Source organism: Streptomyces sp. BK340 (assembly GCF_007827595.1).
Taxonomy (GTDB): domain Bacteria; phylum Actinomycetota; class Actinomycetes; order Streptomycetales; family Streptomycetaceae; genus Streptomyces.
Genome location: NZ_VISR01000005.1, coordinates 429,987 through 449,322, shown reverse-complemented (window position 1 = coordinate 449,322; position 19,336 = coordinate 429,987). Strand labels below are relative to the sequence as shown.

Here is a 19,336-nt window from a genome sequence, read left to right as displayed (position 1 = left end):
CCATCGATCAGCCGTGACCCTTGCGCTTCTGACCTGGGCGAGCATAGAGTCTGTCATCCTCGTGTGATCTGCATGCCAAGACGGCTCGATACTCGACCTGTTGGGAGAGCGGCTGCATGGTTCTGATCGACCCAGAGGCCGCCGCCTACTGGACTGGTCGCCCCACGAGCACGTTACGGCGTTGGGCGTACGAAGGGCGCATCACTACCTACGGATCCGGACGAGGGCAGATCCGGTACGACCTGGCAGAGCTCCCTAAGGCACATCGGGATGAGTGGACTCGCGAATTGATCAGCCCTGGGGAGACGCCTCCGATGCCGGAGACACCACGGGGACGCCAGCCAGCCCCAGAATCCTGAGAATCACCCGCAGCGTGACGAGATCTTTCGCTACGCTAGCCGCGTTGTACGCGGTGCATCCCTGTAGGCCGTTCCGAAGCGTCGGGACGGCCTTTTTGCTGCCCCAGCAGCTGTAGAAACCGCACAGGATCCAACCACTCCTCCAAGGCCCGAGCCGCTAGCTCGGGCCTTTTTCATGCCCGGAATTTGGCGATTCATCCGCACTTCAGACATTCCGGCCTACCAGCGCCACGCCTACAGCGCGAGGTGCGAAAGGAAGCGATCATGGGTTCATCCCTCACGTCTCCACTGATTGGCGTTACTGGCTCAGTTGGAGCAGCGGCGAGCGGGGCTCCTCTTTGGCTCATCATCGTGCTCGCGGCAGCGGGGCTACTTCCCTTGATCTTCAAGGAGTGGCGGACCTGGCAGGCAGATCACCACGGGCGGATCAGGGATCGTTGGACGGAGGATCGCATTCTCCGCACTGAAATCGACCGGCGCGAGCTTCACCGTCGCATAGCGGAGGAGATAAGCCACCTTCCCGACGGCCCAGACCGCGTTGAGCTGTACCTAAGGCTGCTCGACAGAACGCAACGCAACGTCCCAGCCGAAAGCCCTCCGGAGCCAGGTGAAGGTGCCGCCAACTCGCCGTAGCATCGACCCGTCGGGGCCGTCTGTGGGCCGTCCGAGGGCGGCCGACGACGACGGATGACGACAGTCGACGCCAGCCCTGCCGCTGCTCAGCGATGGTGCTTTGGGTACCGGCGCAGGCGCCCATCAGCAAAGCAGAGTTGAGGAACTCCAGAGCTTGGGCGCAGGATGGCCGGCATGACGTCCAGCGCACGCCCGCACCTCAACCGCCGTCTCGCCGAGTTCGGGACAACGATCTTCGCGGAGATGTCCGCCCTCGCCGTGGCGACCGGGTCGATCAACCTGGGCCAGGGCTTTCCCGACACCGACGGCCCCGAGGAGGTCCGGGAGGCCGCCGTACGCGCACTGCGCGACGGGCGCGGCAACCAGTACCCGCCGGGCCCGGGCGTCCCCGAGCTGCGCACCGCCGTCGCGGCGCACCAGCGGCGCCGCTACGGGCTGTCGTACGACCCCGACACCGAGGTGCTGGTCACGGCGGGCGCGACGGAGGCGATCGCGGCCTCGCTGCTGGCGCTGCTGGAGCCGGGCGACGAGGTCGTGGCCCTCGAGCCCTACTACGACTCCTACGCGGCGAGCATCGCGATGGCGGGCGGCCGGCGGGTGCCGGTGACGCTGCGGCCGTCCTTCGACGGAGGGGCGCGTTTCCGGCTGGACCTGGACGAGCTGCGCGCGGCGGTCACGGACCGCACCCGGCTGCTGCTGATCAACACCCCGCACAACCCGACCGGAACGGTCCTCACGCGTGCGGAGCTGGCCGCGATCGCCGAGCTGGCGGTGGAGCGGGACCTGCTGGTGGTGACGGACGAGGTCTACGAGCACCTGGTCTTCGACGACGCCGAGCACCTGCCGCTGGCCGCGTTCCCCGGGATGCGCGAGCGGACGGTGACGATCGGCTCGGCCGGCAAGACCTTCTCCTTCACCGGCTGGAAGGTCGGCTGGGTGACGGCGGCGCCGGGGCTGGTGACCGCGGTCCGCTCGGCGAAGCAGTTCCTGACCTATGTCTCCTCCGGCCCCTTCCAGTACGCGGTGGCGGAGGCCCTGGCTCTCCCGGACACGTACTTCGAGGCGTTCCGCGCCGGCATGCTGGCCAGGCGGGACATCCTGGCGGCCGGTCTGACGGAGGCCGGCTTCGAGGTCTTCAAGCCGGCCGGCACCTACTTCATCACGACCGACATCCGCCCCCTCGGCGAGAAGGACGGCTTCGCCTTCTGCCGCGCCCTGCCGGAGCGGGCGGGCGTGGTGGCCATCCCCAACGCGGTCTTCTACGACGACCGCGAGGCGGGAGCGCCGTTCGTGCGGTTCGCGTTCTGCAAGCGCGAGGAGGTCCTGCGGGAGGCGGCGGAGCGACTGCGGGGCATGTGAGGGCCGTCCGGGGGCCGACAGCCCCCGGACTCATCGGCGCCGAAGAGGGATCACCGCTTTCGGCGCCTAGTTGATCACTTCCTTCTGAACCGCAAGGGATTGCTCACCACCTCGCGCGCCTTGAACCGGGCCAGACGGCCGATCCTGTCATCGGCCGCCAGCTCGGTCAGCAACTGCTTGCCGGACGGATTCCCCAGCCGATCCAGGGCTTTGGCCGCATCGACCCGGTCGCCCCCCTTCCTGCCTGTGTCAGATGCCAGAACGAACAGGACATTGGCTCCACGGGAATCACCGAGCCGGCCCAGTGCCTCAGCAGCCTGGATACGCTGCGGGTCTGCGATCCGGGGAGCCGATGCAATGGCATGGAGGGCGGCGATCCCACGTGGGTCACCCGCCTCATCGAGCAGCTGGGCGGCACGAATCCGGGAGCCGACGTCGAATGCCGGGTCCGAGGCCAGGGCCGCAAGCGTGTCGGGACCGCGTGCATCCCCCATATCCGTCAGTGCCAGGGCGGCATCGACCCGATGCGAGTTCTCCAGTTGCCGCGACCGCGCGAGCGACTCAAGGAGATCGGCGCCGCGAGGATCACCGAGTTCGGCGAGGACCCGCGCCGCCGCGATACGGTGTCCCGCTGCCAGCGTAGAGGCGATGACGAGCGCGCGGAGCGCATCGCCGCCGCGTGGGTCACCGAACCGTGCCAGAGCCGCAGCGGCCTCGATGTGGTGAGCACCGTCGATGCCTGGGCTGGCAGCAAGCGTGTTCAACGCGTCCGCCCCCCGCGGGTCAGCGGATTCCATGAGGAAGGATGCGGCCCGAATGCGCTGGGCGGCAGGCAATCCGTCCAGGGCGGCGAGGCCGGCGAGAAGGTCGGCGCCACGGGGATCCCCGAGGCCCTGCAGCGTACGAGCCGCCTCAACCCTATGTCCTGCGGTCAGGGTTGCGTCGGCTGCAAGCCCCGCCCACGCGTCCCGCGTCCAGGGGTCACGCAGGCGGGTGAGTTCATTCGCCGCCCCGACTCGGTACACGTCCTCCAATCGCTGCTCCACGGTCAGCGCGCACAGCACGTCCCGGCCACGCGCCGGAGCGAACCGCGTCAACTCCGTGGCCGCGCGGAGCCGCTGTCCGCCTCCGAACTGATCGGCCGCCGCCTGGGCATCGAGGAGGGCCGTGCCCCGACCGTCACCGCATTCCGCCAGTGCCACTGCTGCTGTCACCCTGTTGCTGTCCGGCAGGTTCATCCGCATGCATCGCCGATACCGAAAGTCACCATTCCGGACGCCCTACTTGCGGGTATCTCGTCGATGAGGGTAGCGACGTGGGACAGCCGGGGTTATTCGGTGTCCTTCGGGTGTCGCGGGGAAGCGTACACAAGGATCACAGTCGGCCAGCGGTTCCAGTTGGCCCGCGACAGCGGGTCTACGCGAAGGGCTTCCAGCAGTCCCTGCCGTGCCACGCTACCGCCGCACCACGGCCGTGGACTCTGCCGAGGACGAGCAACCCGCTGCCTCGGGGCGGTACGTGGGCAGTCGCCCCCGCCGACCACGGCCAGTCGCGCCCGACCCTGAACGACCACGTCCGACGAGAGCCGTGCCAAGGGCACGGCCACACCGGGAGCCTTCGTCAGCGGGCGTCCGCCTCGGGCTCCGGGCGCGGGAGCTCGTCGAGGTCGAGGGTGAAAGTGCGGCCGTCGGCCAGGTGGATGGGGAGCTTGCCCGTGCCGTACTTGTGGGTGTGCGCTGCGATGTAACCGGTGGCGGTCGGCTGGGTGTGAAGGACGACTTCCTGGGCGTAGGGGTCCACGACCAGGTAGATCGGGATTCCGTAGCGGCCGTACTTCGCGGTGCAGTCGTCGTAGTCCTTGCGTGCGGAAGAGGTCGAGACGACCTCGGAGATCAGCAGGACGTCCTCGAAGCCGTAGCGCTTGCCCTCCCGGCGGGCGTCCTCACGAAGGATCGCCAGATCGGGGGCGGAGTTCTCGTCGGCGGGGAAGTCGATGTAGACGTCGGAGGCGGTCTTCGCGTGGCGTCCGAGCGACACGATCGTGTCGTACTGCATCGACTTGATCGTGCTGGAGTGCTCGAAGCTCTGCGGGGTCATGATCACCTTTCCGTCGGCCCCGAACAGGACCGTGTACCCCTTGGGGAACTCGGTGTGCACAATCGCATCGACGCTCATCAACGGCTCCTTCCCGTGTGTGGTCAGGATACGACGGACAGTGCCGCGTCGCCGAGCCCGGCGATACGGCCGGGAGACCGGTCCGGACGGCTTGTGCGGCCGGCTCACCGAGGATGCCGGAGATCCGCAGGGGGCCTGTCGCGCCGCCAACAACAGCTAGGTCAACGAGGTGTCGCCCGGGTGACGAAGGCGGCGGAGCTGGTGACCGCGGTCCGCTCGGCGAAGCAGTTCCTGACCTATGTCTCCTCCGGCCCCTTCCAGTACGCGGTGGCGGAGGCCCTGGCTCTCCCGGACACGTACTTCGAGGCGTTCCGCGCCGGCATGCTGGCCAGGCGGGACATCCTGGCGGCCGGTCTGACGGAGGCCGGCTTCGAGGTCTTCAAGCCGGCCGGCACCTACTTCATCACGACCGACATCCGCCCCCTCGGCGAGAAGGACGGCTTCGCCTTCTGCCGCGCCCTGCCGGAGCGGGCGGGCGTGGTGGCCATCCCCAACGCGGTCTTCTACGACGACCGCGAGGCGGGAGCGCCGTTCGTGCGGTTCGCGTTCTGCAAGCGCGAGGAGGTCCTGCGGGAGGCGGCGGAGCGACTGCGGGGCATGTGAGGGCCGTCCGGGGGCCGACAGCCCCCGGATCCGGCCGACCTGGTTACTCCCCGTCTTCCTCGGGCTTCTCCGTGTCGTCGATCTCCTGTTCCAGACCCAGCTGCTCGACCAGCCACTTGTCGAACTCGATCGCGGCCCGCACCCAGCTGACCGTGGACGAGACCCAGTGGTTGATGTCGACGCCGGTGCCGATCAGCATCTGGGCCTCACCGATGAGGCGGACGGTGCCGTCGTCGTGGGTGTGGGTGTACACCTTGGGCCACAGCGTGCGGCGGTTCCAGTCGTCGATGGACTCCAGCAGCTGCGGCTTCTCGTCGATCTGGTGGGGGCGGTCGTAGAAGGTCCGCACCGAGAAGACCGCCTGTTCGGCCTCTCCGCGGAACATGAAGTACGTACGGAACAGCTCCCACGGCGCCGCGAGGTCTCCCTCCTCGTCGACGACGTACTTCAGCTCCATCTGGTCGAGGAGCTGCTTCACGAGGTCCTGATCCGGGACGACGGGGCCCGCCGGTCCTTGGGGCTGCGGCTCGGGCTGGCCCCCGAAGTTCGGAATCGAGGACGGGTCGATGGTCACCGTGTTTTTCCCTTCGTACGGATTCCGTCATCCTCCCCCATGCGGGGAGGGGGGTGGCAAGCCCCGACGGGGTCTGTCAGCCGTCGGCTGACATGATCCGTCTGGTCGGGTGGAGGGTCGGCGGGCGATGGAGGTCGGTGTGGCGGCGAGAGGGTGGGCCAGATGGGGCCGGTTCGCACTGATCATGGCGCTGCCCGCCCTGGCCGTGGTGTGGCTGGCCGTGGCGGTGGTCCGCTTCGCGACCTCGGACCATCCGCTGGGCGGGGGCCCGGAGAAGGTGCCGTGCGCCGAGGCGCTGGACTTCGGCGGGGCGAAGCTGCCGAAGGGGGCGTACGACACCGAGTGCACCGTGCGGGCCTGGATGGACACCGACTACAGCGCGAGCTTCCGGATGCCGCGGGCGAGCGTGCGCGACTGGCTGAAGGGCACCTACCCGAAGGGGCCGGCGCCCGGCACGGAGTACTGCGACGAGGGGGCGGACCTGTGTCTGAACCTGGACTCCGAGGAGCACCGGCCCCCGGCCGGTGCCGACGCGGACGCGGTCGTCGTGAACGTGACCTACGAGGGCCCGGACACGGCGCGGGTGATCTTCTCCGCGTTCACCGTGTGACGCCCGCCGGCCGCCTGCCATGAGCGATGATGCGGTCATGCACATACCAAGACCGGCGCGGTGGGCGCTGTGGGCTCTGTGGCTGGGCTGTCTCGGGTTCTCGGTCTGGTTCTTCTGGACGCTGTACGTCGCCATGAGCAGCGTCTGAGCCGGCCGCCGGGACGCGGCGGCCCCTTCCTGCGGCCACCGGAAGGCGGCGCGGAGGAAGGGGCCGCACTCCGACGCGGCTACAGCGTCTTGCCCGTTGCCGGGCCCACGATCAGCCCCTCGCCGAAGCGGTCCACGCGGACCGTGTCGCCGTCCTTGACCTCGCCGGAGAGGATCTCCTTGGCGAGGCGGTCGCCGATGGCGGTCTGGACGAGACGGCGCAGCGGGCGGGCTCCGTAGGCCGGGTCGTTGCCCTCGTCCGCCAGCCAGGCCAGCGCCTCGGGGGTGACGTCCAGGGTGAGCCGGCGTTCGGCCAGCCGCCTGGCCAGGCGGTCGATCTGCAGCCGGGCGATCCGGGCCAGCTCGTCCTTGTCCAGGGCCGAGAAGACCACCAGGTCGTCGAGCCGGTTGAGGAACTCCGGCTTGAAGGAGGTGCGTACGGCCTCCAGGACCTGCTCCTTCTTCTCCGCATCGCCGAGCACCGGGTCGACCAGGTACTGGCTGCCCAGGTTGGAGGTGAGCACCAGGATGGTGTTGCGGAAGTCGACCGTACGGCCCTGACCGTCCGTCAGACGGCCGTCGTCCAGCACCTGCAGGAGGACGTCGAAGACCTCGGGGTGGGCCTTCTCCACCTCGTCCAGCAGCACGACGGTGTAGGGGCGGCGGCGGACGGCCTCGGTGAGCTGGCCGCCCTCCTCGTAGCCGACGTACCCGGGGGGCGCGCCGACCAGGCGGGCCACGCTGTGCTTCTCGCCGTACTCCGACATGTCGATGCGGACCATGGCCCGCTCGTCGTCGAAGAGGAAGTCGGCCAGTGCCTTGGCGAGTTCGGTCTTGCCGACGCCGGTCGGGCCGAGGAAGAGGAAGGAACCGGTGGGCCTGTCGGGGTCGGCGATGCCGGCGCGGGAGCGCCGTACCGCGTCCGACACCGCCCGGACGGCCTCGGTCTGGCCGATGAGGCGCTTGCCCAGCTCGTCCTCCATGCGCAGCAGCTTCTGCGTCTCGCCCTCCAGCAGGCGGCCGGCCGGGATGCCGGTCCAGGCGGCGACGACGTCGGCGATGTCGTCGGAGCCGACCTCCTCCTTGACCATCGTGCCCTTGACGACCTCCTCCTCGGCCTCCGAAGCCTCCTCCAGTTCCTTCTCCAGCTGCGGGATCTCGCCGTACAGCAGCTTGGCCGCGGTGTCGAAGTCACCGTCGCGCTGGGCGCGTTCGGCCTGGCCGCGCAGGTCGTCGAGGCGCTCCTTCAGCTCACCGACCCGGTTGAGGGACTGCTTCTCCTTCTCCCAGCGGGCGGTGAGGCCGCGCAGTTCCTCCTCCTTGTCGGCGAGGTCGCGGCGCAGCTTCTCCAGGCGTTCGCGGGAGGCCGGGTCGGTCTCCTTGGCGATCGCCAGCTCCTCCATCCTCAACCGGTCGACGGAGCGCTGGAGTTCGTCGATCTCGACGGGCGACGAGTCGATCTCCATGCGCAGCCGGGAGGCCGCCTCGTCGACCAGGTCGATGGCCTTGTCGGGGAGGAAGCGGGAGGTGATGTAGCGGTCGGAGAGAGTGGCCGCGGCCACCAGCGCGCTGTCCGCGATCTGCACCTTGTGGTGAGCCTCGTACCGGCCCTTCAGACCGCGGAGGATGGCGATGGTGTCCTCGACGCTCGGCTCCGCCACCAGCACCTGCTGGAAGCGGCGCTCCAGGGCGGGGTCCTTCTCGATCCGCTCCCGGTACTCGTCGAGGGTGGTCGCGCCGACCATGCGCAGCTCGCCGCGGGCCAGCATCGGCTTGAGCATGTTGCCCGCGTCCATGGCGGAGTCGCCGCCCGCGCCGGCGCCCACGACGGTGTGCAGCTCGTCGATGAACGTGATGATCTGGCCGTCGGAGTCCTTGATCTCGGCGAGCACGGACTTCAGCCGCTCCTCGAACTCACCGCGGTACTTGGCGCCGGCCACCATCGCGCCGAGGTCGAGGGAGACCAGCCGCTTGTCCTTCAGCGACTCGGGGACGTCCCCCTTCACGATCCGCTGGGCGAGGCCCTCCACCACGGCGGTCTTGCCGACACCGGGCTCACCGATGAGGACGGGGTTGTTCTTCGTACGACGCGACAGCACCTGCACGACCCGGCGGATCTCCTGGTCCCGCCCGATGACCGGGTCGAGCCGGCCCTCACGGGCGGCGGCGGTGAAGTCGGTGCCGAACTTCTCCAGGGCCTTGTACTGGCCCTCGGGGTCGGCGGTGGTCACGCGGCGTCCTCCCCTGGCCTTCTGGAAGGCCTCCTGCAGCTTCTTCGCATCGGCTCCCTGCCCCTGGAGCACCTCACCGGCCGCCCCGCCCTTCGCGGCGATGCCCATCAGCAGGTGCTCGGTGGACAGGTACTCGTCACCCAGTGCCTTCGCCCGCTCGGCGGCGTCCGCGAGGACCGCGAGCAGCTCACGGTTGGGCTGCGGTGGCGCCACGGTGGAGCCGGTCACGCTGGGCAGCGAGGCGAGCACCCGCTCGGCCCCGGAGCGTACCGCTGCCTGGTCGGCCTCCACGGCGGCCAGCAGGTCGGTGATGTTCTCGTTCTCCTGCCCCGCGAGCAGCGCGAGGAGCAGGTGGGCGGGCATGAGGTCCGGGTGCCCCTCGGTCACGGCCCGGTTACTGGCCGCGTTGATCGCGTCCCGGCTCCTGTTGGTCAGCTCGGCGTCCACGTTCGCGTTCTCCTCCTCGGCGTCGGCTCGCAGGCCGTGTCTCCGCTGTCACTCTCCCACTGCTGACTTAACCAGCGTACACAAAGTTGAGTCTACTCCACTCAAGGTGCGGCCGGCTGTGGCTTCTTGGGGATTGCAGCTTCCTGCAATTAGGTTTCGCCCCATGCCCACCTACTCCCAGGACCCGGCCGCGCCGGACGAGCCGTACCTCGCCTTCTGGCGGGAACGGCACCTGTGCACCCTGACCACGCTGCGCCCCGACGGCAGCCCGCACGTGGTGCCGGTCGGGGTGACCTACGACCCCGAGGCACGGCTGGCCAGGGTGATCACGAACAAGACGAGCGCGAAGGTGTCCCACGTCCTGGCGGCCGGGGCCGAGGGCGCCAGGGTCGCCGTGTGCCAGGTGGACGGCCAGCGCTGGGCCACGCTGGAGGGCCGGGCGCACGTGCACTCCGAGCCGGAGCGGGTGGCCGAGGCGGAGCGGCGGTACGCCGAGCGGTACCACCGGGAGCCCGGGGAGAACCCCTCCCGGGTGGTGATCGAGATCGAATTGGAGCGGGCGCTCGGGAGGGGCTGAGGCGAGGCGGTCAACCGGTCGGTTTCAGCCACCTGGGATCGCTCCCATACACCGAAATGTCGCCACAAACTGCAGCGGCGTCACCGTGTTCAGGTCACGGTGACGCCGCTGCGGGGGGAAGTACCTGAGCGATCTTTTACGACGGGGGAATCGCGTCAGGCACTGCGGGGGGTGGCCGAAATGGTCCTCAAGTCCGCGACCTCCGGTTCTGCCAGCCGGTGGTCACGTTGGTCCAGGTTCACAAAGATCATGCCGTACCGGATGGCACACCGGACCGGCTGCGGCGCCCCGCGGGGCTTGCGCAGACACCGGTACGCCCGTACGTCCTCTTCCTCGTCACGGGTGACGACGACCGGCTCTCCGAACACGGTCACCATCAGCGAGTCACCGCTGTGGGGGATGGCGGTGACCAGGTCGATGAAGTGCCAGCCTGAGCGGTAGGCGGTGGCCATCTCACGCCGGAAGGAGCGGTCGTCCGGTGGAATAGTCACGTCAACTCCACACCGTGTCATCCGGCAAGGCGGGAGCGGCATCTGCGGCAACGTGGCCCTCGTCGGCCTTGACGACGGACCAGACGGTGTCCGCTCGAGCGTCACCCTTCGCGCCAGAGAGGCCACTCAGCGATCCGAAGGCCACAACGGCGGAGAAGGCGGCGACAAGTATCGAGCGAAGCATTCTCTTTCGCATAGTCGGCTTCGTCCTCACTTGAAAGTCCCCTCTTCCCCCGTCGAACAAGACGATGGCTCATTCGGGCACGTCATGGCCACACATTCAGTGCATCATGTTCCTGCATGTTCAGGACCCTGGGGGGTGGAGATTTGGTGACGAATCGCATTAAAGAGACACATCCCCATGCCTTGACCGATCTGTGCGAGGCAGGGAGCCGTCTCTACGCGAACGCACTGCGCACAGGCCGTATCGCCCGCGCAGACGCGGAGGTCGCCCCGTGTCTGGTGGAGTTCGACCTCCTCCATCCCGATCCTGACGATCCGAACTGGCTGCGGCCCGTCCCCGCATCGGTCGCCCTGGCCCAGCGGCTCAACCCCCTTGAGCGCGAAATCACCGAGCGCAGGAAGCTGTCAACCGAACTCGCCGAGGCGTTCGATCCGTTCATGGACCTCAGCGCCCAGACGACGACGTCCGCCGACGCCGTCACCGTGCTGGAGGGGCTCGACCGGATCAACGCGGCACTCGACCTGGCCACGGCCCAGTGCCAGAGCGAGGTTCTCACGGTACAGCCCAGCGCCCGTCATCCCGAGCGCAGACTCATCGAAGGGCTCGAACGTGACAAGCCGCTGATCGACCGAGGGGTCCGGATCCGGACCCTCTACCAGCACACCGCCAGGTACAGCCCCGAGCGACTCGCGTACGTGGACCAGTTCACCAACGGCAAGGTGGAGTACCGCACCATCGACGAACTGGTGGAGCGGCTCATCATCTGCGACGACACCGTGGCGTTCATCCCCATCCGGGACGACCGTCAGGTGGCCCTGGAACTCCGTCACCCCGGACTGGTGGGCTACCTGATCAAAGTGTTCGAGTTCATGTGGAACCGGGCGGTACCGCTGAGCGCCGGCGCGCCCTACGAGACCGCGCCCGACGGCATCACCGACATCCAGCACTCCATCGCCAAGCTCCTGGTCGAGGGCCATGTCGACGAGGCCATCGCCCGCCGCCTGGGCATGAACGTCCGCACCTGCCGCGCCCACATCGCCAAGCTCGCCCAGGCCCTGGGCAGCGGAAGCCGGGCCCAGCTCGGATTCCTCATCGCCCAGTCCGGAATCCTGAAGCAGGAGCCCTGAACCACAGGGGGAGAGCCGTCGTTGACCGCAAGAGCGCACGACCACGGACCGGAGGAACTGTGCGAGGCGGGTCTGGAGCTCTACACCCGCGCGCCATGGTAGGGGCACATCCCGCCCCGCGACGCCGACGCGGGCCGGGACGTGTGAACGTCCGCACCGCCTGCCTCCCCACCAAGCTCGCCGCCGCCCTTGGCAGCGAGGGCCGTGCCCGACTCGGCTACCTCATCGGCGAGTCGGGAATCCACAGAATACGGAAAGAGGATGCGTGAGCACGCCAGCACACCCGGAGCACGGCGCTGAGGAGCTGTGCGCGGCAGGATCGGAGCTGTACGCACGAGCGCTGCGCGAGGGCCGACTGACCGCCGCGGAGGTCGAGACGGCGCCCTGTCTGCTGAAGTTCGGGCTGCTGCAGCCCACCGTCGACGACCCGAGCCGGCTGGAGCCCGTCACCGCAGCCGTCGCCCTGCACGAGCTGCTGCGGACCTCCGAGGAGCGCATCGCCGACGAACGACGCCGTGAGGCGCGCCTGACCAAGACCTTCGCTCCGCTGCTACGGGCACAGCCCCCGAGCGCTGGGGCGGCCGGCGCTACCGCGGCGATCCGCATGCACAGTGGGCTGGACCGGATCAACCAGGCCATCTCCCATGCGATGGCGGACGCCGACGAGGAGCTCCTCGCGATCCACTCGCACCCCACCCACACCCGCACGCCCCCCGCGTTGTTCGCCCTGGCCCTCGAACGCGACCAGGCCCTGCTGGACCGCGGCGGCCGGATCCGCACGCTGTACCAGCACACACTTCGCCACGCTCCCACCGTCCACACCCGCTACGAACGGCTGCGGGGCGACGCACAGGCCCGCACCCTGAACGAGGTCACCAAGCGGCTCCTCGTCTTCGACCGCCAGGTCGCCTTCATCCCCGCGAACACGGACCGCACCCTCGCCCTGGAGATCCGGCACCCCGCACTGGTCGAGTACTTCGTGACCGTCTTCGACCGCTTCTGGCACCTGGCCACCCCCCTGTACCCGCAGACAGTCCAGAAAGCGTCCCCAAACGGCATCACCCCTCGCCAACAGGCCATCGCTGCCCTACTCGTCGAAGGCCACGCCGATGCCGCCATCGCCAACCGCCTCGGCCTGAACGTCCGCACCGCCCGCGTCCACATCGCCAAACTCGCCGCCACTCTCGGCAGCGAGAGCCGCACGCAGCTCGGTTATCTCATCGCATGCTCGGGGATTCTTGATCAGGAATCATGAGCGGGCCGGGGTGTGGGGGTCCGTCCAGGCCCACGTGGGCGATGCGCACGCCGAGTTGGGTACGGCTGGCCGCGCCCAGGGTGTCCGAGAGGCGGGCGATATGGGCCCGGCAAGTACGAACGCTTATGCCGAGGCGCTCGGCGATCACCGCGTCCTGATGGCCCTCTGCGAGCAGCGCGGCGATGACCCGTTCGCGGTGCGAGATGCCCTCGATGCCGGTGTCTGGCAGCGGGGTGGTCAGCGGCAGCGCGAGCCGCCACAGCCGTTCGAAGACCGTCACCAGGTACTCGACCAGGGATGGGTGGCGTAGTTCCAGGGCCATCGTGCGGTCCGTGTTCGCGGGGATGAAGGCGACCTGGCGGTCGAAGAGGATCAGCCGGTCGATGACCTCGTCCAGGGTGCGGGCCTCCACCGCGTCACCCATCAGTTCCAGGTAGTTGAGCAGCCCCTGCCCGTGCCGGGCGACGTGCGTGTACAGGTCGCGCATGCGCACGCCCCGGCTGCGCAGGGTCAGCGCCCGGTGCAGTCCCTCGGTCAGCTCGTCCTCCCGCCGGATGCCGCCGGGCTGCACGGTCAGCACCTCGGTGGTGCACGCCGCGGTGGCCTCGTCCATCGCGGCCTGGATGCGGGACAACCCGTCCAGGACCCGGATCGCGGCGCCCTCGGCGGGAGCCGACAACGCCTGGAACTGGCGGCCCAGACCGGCGTACCGCTCGAACGCGGCCGCCGCCGAACCCACCCGCCGCTGGCTCTCCCTGGCCTCCTCGTAGACCACGCGCAGCAACCGGGTCATGACCTCCTGCGGAGAGGTCGGCACCAGCCAGTCCATGTCATCGGGGTCCGGGTGCAGCAGGGCAAGCTCCAACAGACAAGGGACCAGCGCGGCGTCCGTGCGCGGTACCCGCCCCCGGCGCACGGCCCGGGAATACACGTGGTCCCCGGCCTCACACAGTTGGTCGGCACCGTGTGGATGCTCCTGAGCCCTGTGCCCGGCCATCGCCCATTCCACCCCCCCGATTCCTGCCACTTCCGCAGCGCAACTATGCGCGGCCCCTGACCGGGTCCGCAACACGACTCACCCCGCCGAGGCCGCCATAAACCACCGGTATGATCCGATATATCCCGGCCTCCGCCCCTCACGTTGCAACAAGATGATGGTGGTGAGCGAGAGTCCGCCGAGGCATCGTGGTTCCCGCTTCTCCCGGGTGCGACAGCACCCAGGGCGGCCCCGGCAGGAACCCCCCTGTCCTCGCCGGGGCCGGCCCCTGTCCGGCCATCGAATTGTCGGCTGCGAACGGAACAGAAAGCTCCTAAAACGCGTTTGCGCCTTGCGACAGTAAACCGAAAGGAATCCCGGGTAACCAGGCTACTCTCGACGGTTCGGGCGATCATCTCTCGCGCAATACACCGGGAGGACAATAGAGGGTCGCCCGAGCCTACACATCTCGGATCTTGATGCGCGGTCTTCGCTCGGCACCTTCTCTTCGCTGCTCGTCCTGTTCAGGCGAGAGACTCAGCTTCGCGCCAAACCACTCAGAGGTGAAATGATGCCTGAACTCCTGATGCTCCTCGGGGCTGGATCAGTAGCGGCCGGTGCAGAATGTCTGCTTACAGGAATTGCCGCCACGCACCCAGTCGTACTCGTCGACGCCACCGCCCCGGCCTGGGCTAAGCCATACCTGGTGAAGCATATTGCAGCCAACCTCACCGAATGCACGATCACCGCTGGCGTGGTCGAAAACTACGCTTCGCGCCACGAAGTTCGTGGCGTTCTCACCTACATGCCGGAACATCTGGTTACAGCGGCACACGTCGCTGACCGACTGGAGCTTCCATCGGCCCCAGCCGCATCCTTAGCCACGCTTACCGATCTAGTCGCGCTTCGCGAACTACTGGCACGGCACCAGGTGCCTCAGCCGCGCTGGGCGGAGGCCGTCGATGCAGAGGCGGCCATCGCGTATGCGGACCTACTCGGGTATCCCGTTCTGGTTAGGCCACGAACCAACGTGGAAACCGGAGTTGCTCTGGCCCATAGCCAGCAGGGGGTCCTGGATGCACGCGAGCGCTTGATCCGGGACTCACGATCAGTTACGTCGAGTCCTGTTAGGGAAATGGTGGTCGAAGAGTATCCGGACGGCCCCTCCATCTCCGTTGAGACCGTCGTCCTCGGCGACGGCGAGATCCGGATGGTTGCCATCGCGCGGACTACTTTCAGCCCGACGCCCAACCATCAGGCGATACGTTACTGCGTGGACGCTCACGACGGCCTGCTGCACAACCCCGTCCTCCGCCAAATCGTCACACTTGCCGTACGTGCCATCGGTGTCGCGCCTGGCGTACTTCACATCACCATGAAGCTGAGCCCTCGGGGACCGCTCATCACAGACATTCAAGGCCGCCTAGCCCACGACTTGGTTCCAGCACTGGTCAAGCGGGCCACCGGGATCGACTTGCCCCAGATTGCCGCGCGCCTGGCCGCTGGCAAGTCGCCCGACCTTACTCCCACCCGGCAACGGGCGGCAGCGATCCACTTCGCCTATTCCTCAACAACCGGCCGCATCCAGAATTTCGCCGTACCCCTCGGTGCTTCCCACCGGCCTTTTCTCGAACGCATGGTTCTGCTTCAACAGATAGGCAATCATGTGGTGGCGATGCCTGAGGCAAGGCCAGACGACCGCCTAGCCTATTGGGTTGTGCTGGGCCGCGATGCATCCGATTGCAACGCCATGCTGGATGAAGCATCGTTGTCATTGAGTACCGAGATCGCCGAATCAAGCGTCACTGACCAAGCTGCGCTACAGCGGATTTCCCCAGCGACACGGTTCATATGAGATATACGAGACGCTTGCTCATGGGCACAAGATGCACATGCACCACGAGAAGATTACCTGTTCCACATCAGGGGGAATCACCTAAAAAAGCGATCCAGTTCTACACCACGGGGAAGGCAAGACTGTTTTGTCGCAACTTTTCACCCACGCCGAGCAGCCAGATAAAGGGCAGCCCAGTGACCGAAAAGGGCCGCCGCCGACACCAGGAGACCCCAATGCCATCAGTTCCCTGACAGCGCGCGAATGTGAGGTGCTCATGGCGCTGTCCACTGCGGCATCGAACCGCGAAATCAGCCGCGGGCTCGGCATAGCCGAACGCACCGTCAAAGCGCACTTGACCAGCGTCATGACCAAGATCAGCGTCAGTTGCCGAACCGAAGCAGCCCTCTTCGCCTATGTTCACCACCACCACATCGCCCGCCACGGCGATGCCTGCGCTGCGGCTTGACATGTCGGAACGCCTGCAAGGCCGACCACTCTTGGGTCCTTGCGATCACCGCGCCACCCAACCTCCATGGATGCGATGGCCTTCGAGATCCTGATCGCAGGCATCAACCGCCGGACCTGCAAACAGTAGTGCATGGCGCAACGCCAAAGACTCGACCCGCTCGGCCGCACGCAGAGTGCGGGCCGAGGGGGGTCGTTTCGTAGTCTCGGTACCTGCCGTAGAAGAATTCGGCGAGTTCACGCGAGAGGCACTGGGCGCCGTGATCGGAGCGGAAGGCGACTCCGGTGGGGCTGCTGCGGGTGACAACTGCCAGGCGCATCCCGTCGGCAGCAAGGCTGGTGCATGTGGTCGGCGATCGACCAGCCGACCACCCGGCGGGTGAAGCAGTCCAACACGGTGGCGAGGTAAAGAGACTCACCGTCCTCCACGGGCGAGTAGGTGATGTCGCCCATGCGCTTGATGTTCGGCCCGGCGGCGGAGAAGTAACGCCCTGGAGACCAAATGGGCCTACGGGAAGGTCTTCATCAGCAATAGCCAAGCGCGCGAGCACTCGCACCCTGGCTGGACTTCTACAACTCTGGCCGCCGACACACAGCGCTCGGCGGCCAGCCACCGATCCGGTAGCCGTCAAGCCAAATACCTGGCGGGTACCCAGGGTGGTTTCGGCCGTCGGGCGAAGCGTCCGCTCGTGCTGAGCGGTGCGCTCGCCCGCCCCAGCGTCGAGCTCGTGGTCCGCTCAGATGTAACTTGCGGCAAGCAGGTCGGTGGCGAGCACCATCCGGAGGCCGCCGTTTGTCCTGGCGATGACCTTTCGGGCTGGAAAGTAGTCAAGAAGGCTCGGCCGCGGTCGCCCGCGGCGACGATGGTGTCAAGGTCATAGGCACCCTGAGCGGCAGCAGTGCCAATCAGAGCGCTCCTACAGCTCGACCCTACGGGCGGGTATCAGCTCACGAAGGTCAGGCATCGCATCCTGGGCCACCTCACGCACCTCTCGCCCGGATCGTACGGACAGGCGTTCCACGCACGCCGGGGAATTCCCGGAACAGTGAGCGTTTTCAGCGTTGACGCTCCAGGGTGAGGACGGCAGCGGCGATAACCGTCATGCGGTTAGGGCTGCAGCGGGCTCTGCGGAAGACACGCCAGGCCTTCAGCCTTGCGATGCTTCGTTCGACCGGAGCTCGTGCCGCTGACAGGGCCCGGTTGATCGTCCGCTGGGTCTCGGTGAGGTCCTGGTGGGGAAGACGTCTGATCGGCGTGGTCACCCAGGAGCCGGCCCCGATGTAGGCGCGGTCGGCGAGGACGGGCACGCCCTGGCGTTCGCAGATCCGGATGATGCGGTGGGTGCGGGCCGAGGTCAGGTCGTGGGTGCGGCCGGGCAGTGCGGGCGAGATCCACAGCAGCTTGCCCGCAGGGTCGGCGACGACCTGCACGTTCACGACGTGGCGGCGGTGCTTCTGGGAGAAGTCGGCCCGGCTGTCACCGACCCGGTCGCACTCGGCGAGCGTTCCGTCGAGCAGGACGTGATCGGGGTCCGTTTCCCGCAGGACCCGCAGCAGTCCGGGCGCCCGGCGGGACAGATGGCCAACGACGGCGGTGACGTACGCGTGGGCAGTGCCGACGGATATACCGAAACCGGCGGCGATCTGCGCGAGCGTGTCGTGCCGGCGAAGGTAGACCAAGCCGACGAGAGCAACACGGTGAGGCGGGAGCTTGCAGCGGCGGTCACCCTCACGGGTGACGATGAGCATAGTTACCCACTCGACCAGGGCGTGCGGGAGGTCGAGTGCGGCAGGATAGGGGACCAAGGAGGCTCCTGTGCCGAGGAGTTGAGACGTCGAACATCTCTCTCAACGGCGCAGGAGCCTCGTGCGTTGCGGGACGCCGGCCGGTCACACGATCAGTGGCCACACTGAAAGAGCTCAGCAATCACCGAAACCACAGACGCTCTTGAGCTCCGGCAACCGCCCCCGCCTAGCACGAGTGTACGACCAACAACTCTGACCAGCCCCGTGGACCAGCGACTTCAAGATGGGGGATCTTCAATGAGAGGGGCCCACACGCCGGACTGAACCGCTCCGGGATCGGTGGTGGCTCTATATGTTGACTCCAGCCGCCGGTTGGGGCTGGAGTTGAGCGTAGTAGTTGGTTTCGTACTGGTGGGGCGGGATGTATCCGATCGCCGTGTGGAGACGCTGGTTGTTGAACCAGTCGACCCATTCCGCGGTGGCAAGTTCGACGTCGGCAAGGCCGTGCCAGGGCTTGCGGGGTTTGATCAGCTCCGTCTTGTAGAGGCCGATCTGGGATTCCATGAGCGCGTTGTCCAGAGCATCGCCGACGGTGCCGATCGAGGCATCGATGCCGGCCTCGAGGAGTTGCGCGATGAACGCGAACGACGTGTACCGACTGCCCGCATCCGAATGATGAACCAGGCCTGGACCAGCGGGAGTGCTGGCACGGTCCCGGCACCACAACGCCATGCCGAGGGCGTCGAGGACGAGCTTGGCCCGCTTGCTGGTGGAGGCGGACCAGCCCACGATCGCCCGGGAGAACACGTCCACGACGAACGCGACGTAGACGATCCTGGACCAGGTTGCCACGTAGGTGAAGTCAGCCACCCACCGCTCATTCGGACGGGACGCGGTGAAGTCGTGCCTAAGCAGGTCACCAGCCCGCTCCTGGCCGTCGTCCCGGATGGTGGTGCGGATCTTCTTCCCGCGTCGAGCGCCCTGGAGACTGAGATCGCGCATCAGCCGGGCGACCGTGCAGCAAACCACTGGTATACCTTCGCGGTGCAGCTGCCGCCAGACCTTCCGCACCCAGTAGACGCTGAAGTTGTCCGTGTGGACGCGGCTGATCTGCGTCTTCAGCTCCGCGTCGCGGACCGACCGGGCGGTGTGCGTCGATGAACGCTATGAGCGTTTCGACGGCCGGTCGAGCTCGGCCGCGAAGAAAGCCGACGCTGCTTTCAAGATTTCGTTGGCCCGCCGCAGTTCGGCGTTCTCGGCCCGCAGCCGCTTGATCTCCGCGGCCTCCTCGGACGTGACACCGGGCCGCTGGTCGGCGTCGACTTCGGCCTTGCGGACCCAGGTCCGCACCGTCTCAGCCGCACCGATGCCCAGCTTGGCTGCGACTGCCTTCATCGCGGCCCACTCGGTTGGGTAGTTGGGACGGATCTCCGCGACCATGCGTACCGCGCGCGCACGAAGCTCGGGCGGGTAGGGGGACGGACGTGCCATGGCTCGATCCTCTCAGGGAATCGAGCCTCCATCAGACCCGGAGCGGTTC

Annotated in this window: 15 protein-coding genes and 2 pseudogenes; 8 read left to right on the top strand and 9 right to left on the bottom strand. The window is 67.6% G+C overall.

What is annotated here, in order from left to right; genetic code table 11:
• Positions 1–1,157 precede the first annotated feature (1,157 nt).
• The gene (locus tag FB157_RS13940; protein ID WP_145879371.1) at positions 1,158–2,351 is read left to right on the top strand and encodes a pyridoxal phosphate-dependent aminotransferase; all 1,194 of its coding nucleotides are present in this window, start codon (positions 1,158–1,160) and stop codon (positions 2,349–2,351) included.
• 74 nt (positions 2,352–2,425) lie between these two features.
• On the opposite strand, the gene FB157_RS13935 is transcribed toward FB157_RS13940, so the two are convergent.
• Together FB157_RS13935 and FB157_RS13930 are read right to left on the bottom strand one after the other, a co-directional pair.
• On the bottom strand, positions 2,426–3,595 hold the full coding sequence (locus FB157_RS13935; protein WP_145879370.1) for a HEAT repeat domain-containing protein: 1,170 nt from the start codon (positions 3,593–3,595) through the stop codon (positions 2,426–2,428).
• Positions 3,596–3,971: 376 nt separating this feature from the next.
• On the bottom strand, positions 3,972–4,526 hold the full coding sequence (locus FB157_RS13930) for a Uma2 family endonuclease (protein WP_145879368.1): 555 nt from the start codon (positions 4,524–4,526) through the stop codon (positions 3,972–3,974).
• A gap of 171 nt (positions 4,527–4,697) precedes the next feature.
• On the opposite strand from FB157_RS13930, the pseudogene FB157_RS13925 reads away from it, so the two are divergent.
• A pseudogene (locus FB157_RS13925) lies at positions 4,698–5,129 on the top strand (aminotransferase class I/II-fold pyridoxal phosphate-dependent enzyme); the annotation flags it as partial.
• Between the two features lie 43 nt (positions 5,130–5,172).
• On the opposite strand, the gene FB157_RS13920 reads toward FB157_RS13925, so the two are convergent.
• Positions 5,173–5,703 carry a YbjN domain-containing protein gene (locus FB157_RS13920; RefSeq protein ID WP_145879366.1) on the bottom strand — a complete coding sequence of 177 codons (531 nt, stop codon included), beginning with the start codon at positions 5,701–5,703 and terminating at the stop codon, positions 5,173–5,175.
• A gap of 139 nt (positions 5,704–5,842) precedes the next feature.
• Here FB157_RS13920 and FB157_RS13915 point away from each other — a divergent pair, with 139 nt between their 5' ends.
• Entirely contained in the window at positions 5,843–6,313 is a 471-nt protein-coding gene (locus FB157_RS13915; RefSeq protein WP_145879364.1) for a hypothetical protein, read from the top strand.
• A 227-nt stretch (positions 6,314–6,540) separates the two neighbouring features.
• Here the strand turns inward: FB157_RS13915 and clpB are convergent, their stop codons facing one another.
• Positions 6,541–9,138 (bottom strand): ATP-dependent chaperone ClpB, encoded by a 2,598-nt coding sequence (clpB, locus tag FB157_RS13910; RefSeq protein ID WP_145879362.1) that lies wholly within the window; start codon positions 9,136–9,138, stop codon positions 6,541–6,543.
• Positions 9,139–9,301: 163 nt separating this feature from the next.
• Here clpB and FB157_RS13905 point away from each other — a divergent pair, with 163 nt between their 5' ends.
• Positions 9,302–9,715 (top strand): pyridoxamine 5'-phosphate oxidase family protein, encoded by a 414-nt coding sequence (locus FB157_RS13905; RefSeq protein ID WP_145879360.1) that lies wholly within the window; start codon positions 9,302–9,304, stop codon positions 9,713–9,715.
• 155 nt (positions 9,716–9,870) lie between these two features.
• Here FB157_RS13905 and FB157_RS13900 read toward each other — a convergent pair whose 3' ends face one another.
• On the bottom strand, positions 9,871–10,206 hold the full coding sequence (locus tag FB157_RS13900; RefSeq protein ID WP_145879358.1) for a hypothetical protein: 336 nt from the start codon (positions 10,204–10,206) through the stop codon (positions 9,871–9,873).
• Between the two features lie 300 nt (positions 10,207–10,506).
• On the opposite strand from FB157_RS13900, the gene FB157_RS13890 reads away from it, so the two are divergent.
• Both FB157_RS13890 and FB157_RS13885 read left to right on the top strand, forming a co-directional pair.
• Positions 10,507–11,517, top strand: coding sequence for a helix-turn-helix transcriptional regulator (locus FB157_RS13890; protein WP_186581492.1), 1,011 nt, complete (start codon positions 10,507–10,509; stop codon positions 11,515–11,517).
• Positions 11,518–11,782: 265 nt separating this feature from the next.
• Complete coding sequence (locus FB157_RS13885; protein ID WP_145879355.1) at positions 11,783–12,772, top strand: LuxR C-terminal-related transcriptional regulator; 990 nt, start codon at positions 11,783–11,785, stop codon at positions 12,770–12,772.
• On the opposite strand, the gene FB157_RS13880 is transcribed toward FB157_RS13885, so the two are convergent.
• Entirely contained in the window at positions 12,735–13,769 is a 1,035-nt protein-coding gene (locus FB157_RS13880) for a helix-turn-helix transcriptional regulator (RefSeq protein ID WP_145879470.1), read from the bottom strand. The two genes, FB157_RS13885 and FB157_RS13880, sit on opposite strands and share 38 nt — an antisense overlap.
• Positions 13,770–14,316: 547 nt before the next feature.
• Here FB157_RS13880 and FB157_RS13875 point away from each other — a divergent pair.
• Complete coding sequence (locus FB157_RS13875; protein ID WP_145879354.1) at positions 14,317–15,603, top strand: acetyl-CoA carboxylase biotin carboxylase subunit family protein; 1,287 nt, start codon at positions 14,317–14,319, stop codon at positions 15,601–15,603.
• A gap of 127 nt (positions 15,604–15,730) precedes the next feature.
• Complete coding sequence (locus FB157_RS48390) at positions 15,731–16,051, top strand: helix-turn-helix transcriptional regulator (protein WP_261386301.1); 321 nt, start codon at positions 15,731–15,733, stop codon at positions 16,049–16,051.
• Between the two features lie 236 nt (positions 16,052–16,287).
• Here the strand turns inward: FB157_RS48390 and FB157_RS48385 are convergent, their stop codons facing one another.
• The 3 genes and pseudogenes from FB157_RS48385 to FB157_RS13860 form a co-directional block, all read right to left on the bottom strand.
• The gene (locus FB157_RS48385) at positions 16,288–16,512 is read right to left on the bottom strand and encodes a hypothetical protein (RefSeq protein ID WP_398946656.1); all 225 of its coding nucleotides are present in this window, start codon (positions 16,510–16,512) and stop codon (positions 16,288–16,290) included.
• 594 nt (positions 16,513–17,106) lie between these two features.
• The gene (locus FB157_RS13865) at positions 17,107–17,856 is read right to left on the bottom strand and encodes a transposase family protein (protein WP_145879350.1); all 750 of its coding nucleotides are present in this window, start codon (positions 17,854–17,856) and stop codon (positions 17,107–17,109) included.
• Between the two features lie 288 nt (positions 17,857–18,144).
• A pseudogene (locus FB157_RS13860) lies at positions 18,145–19,287 on the bottom strand (IS3 family transposase).
• Positions 19,288–19,336 lie beyond the last annotated feature (49 nt).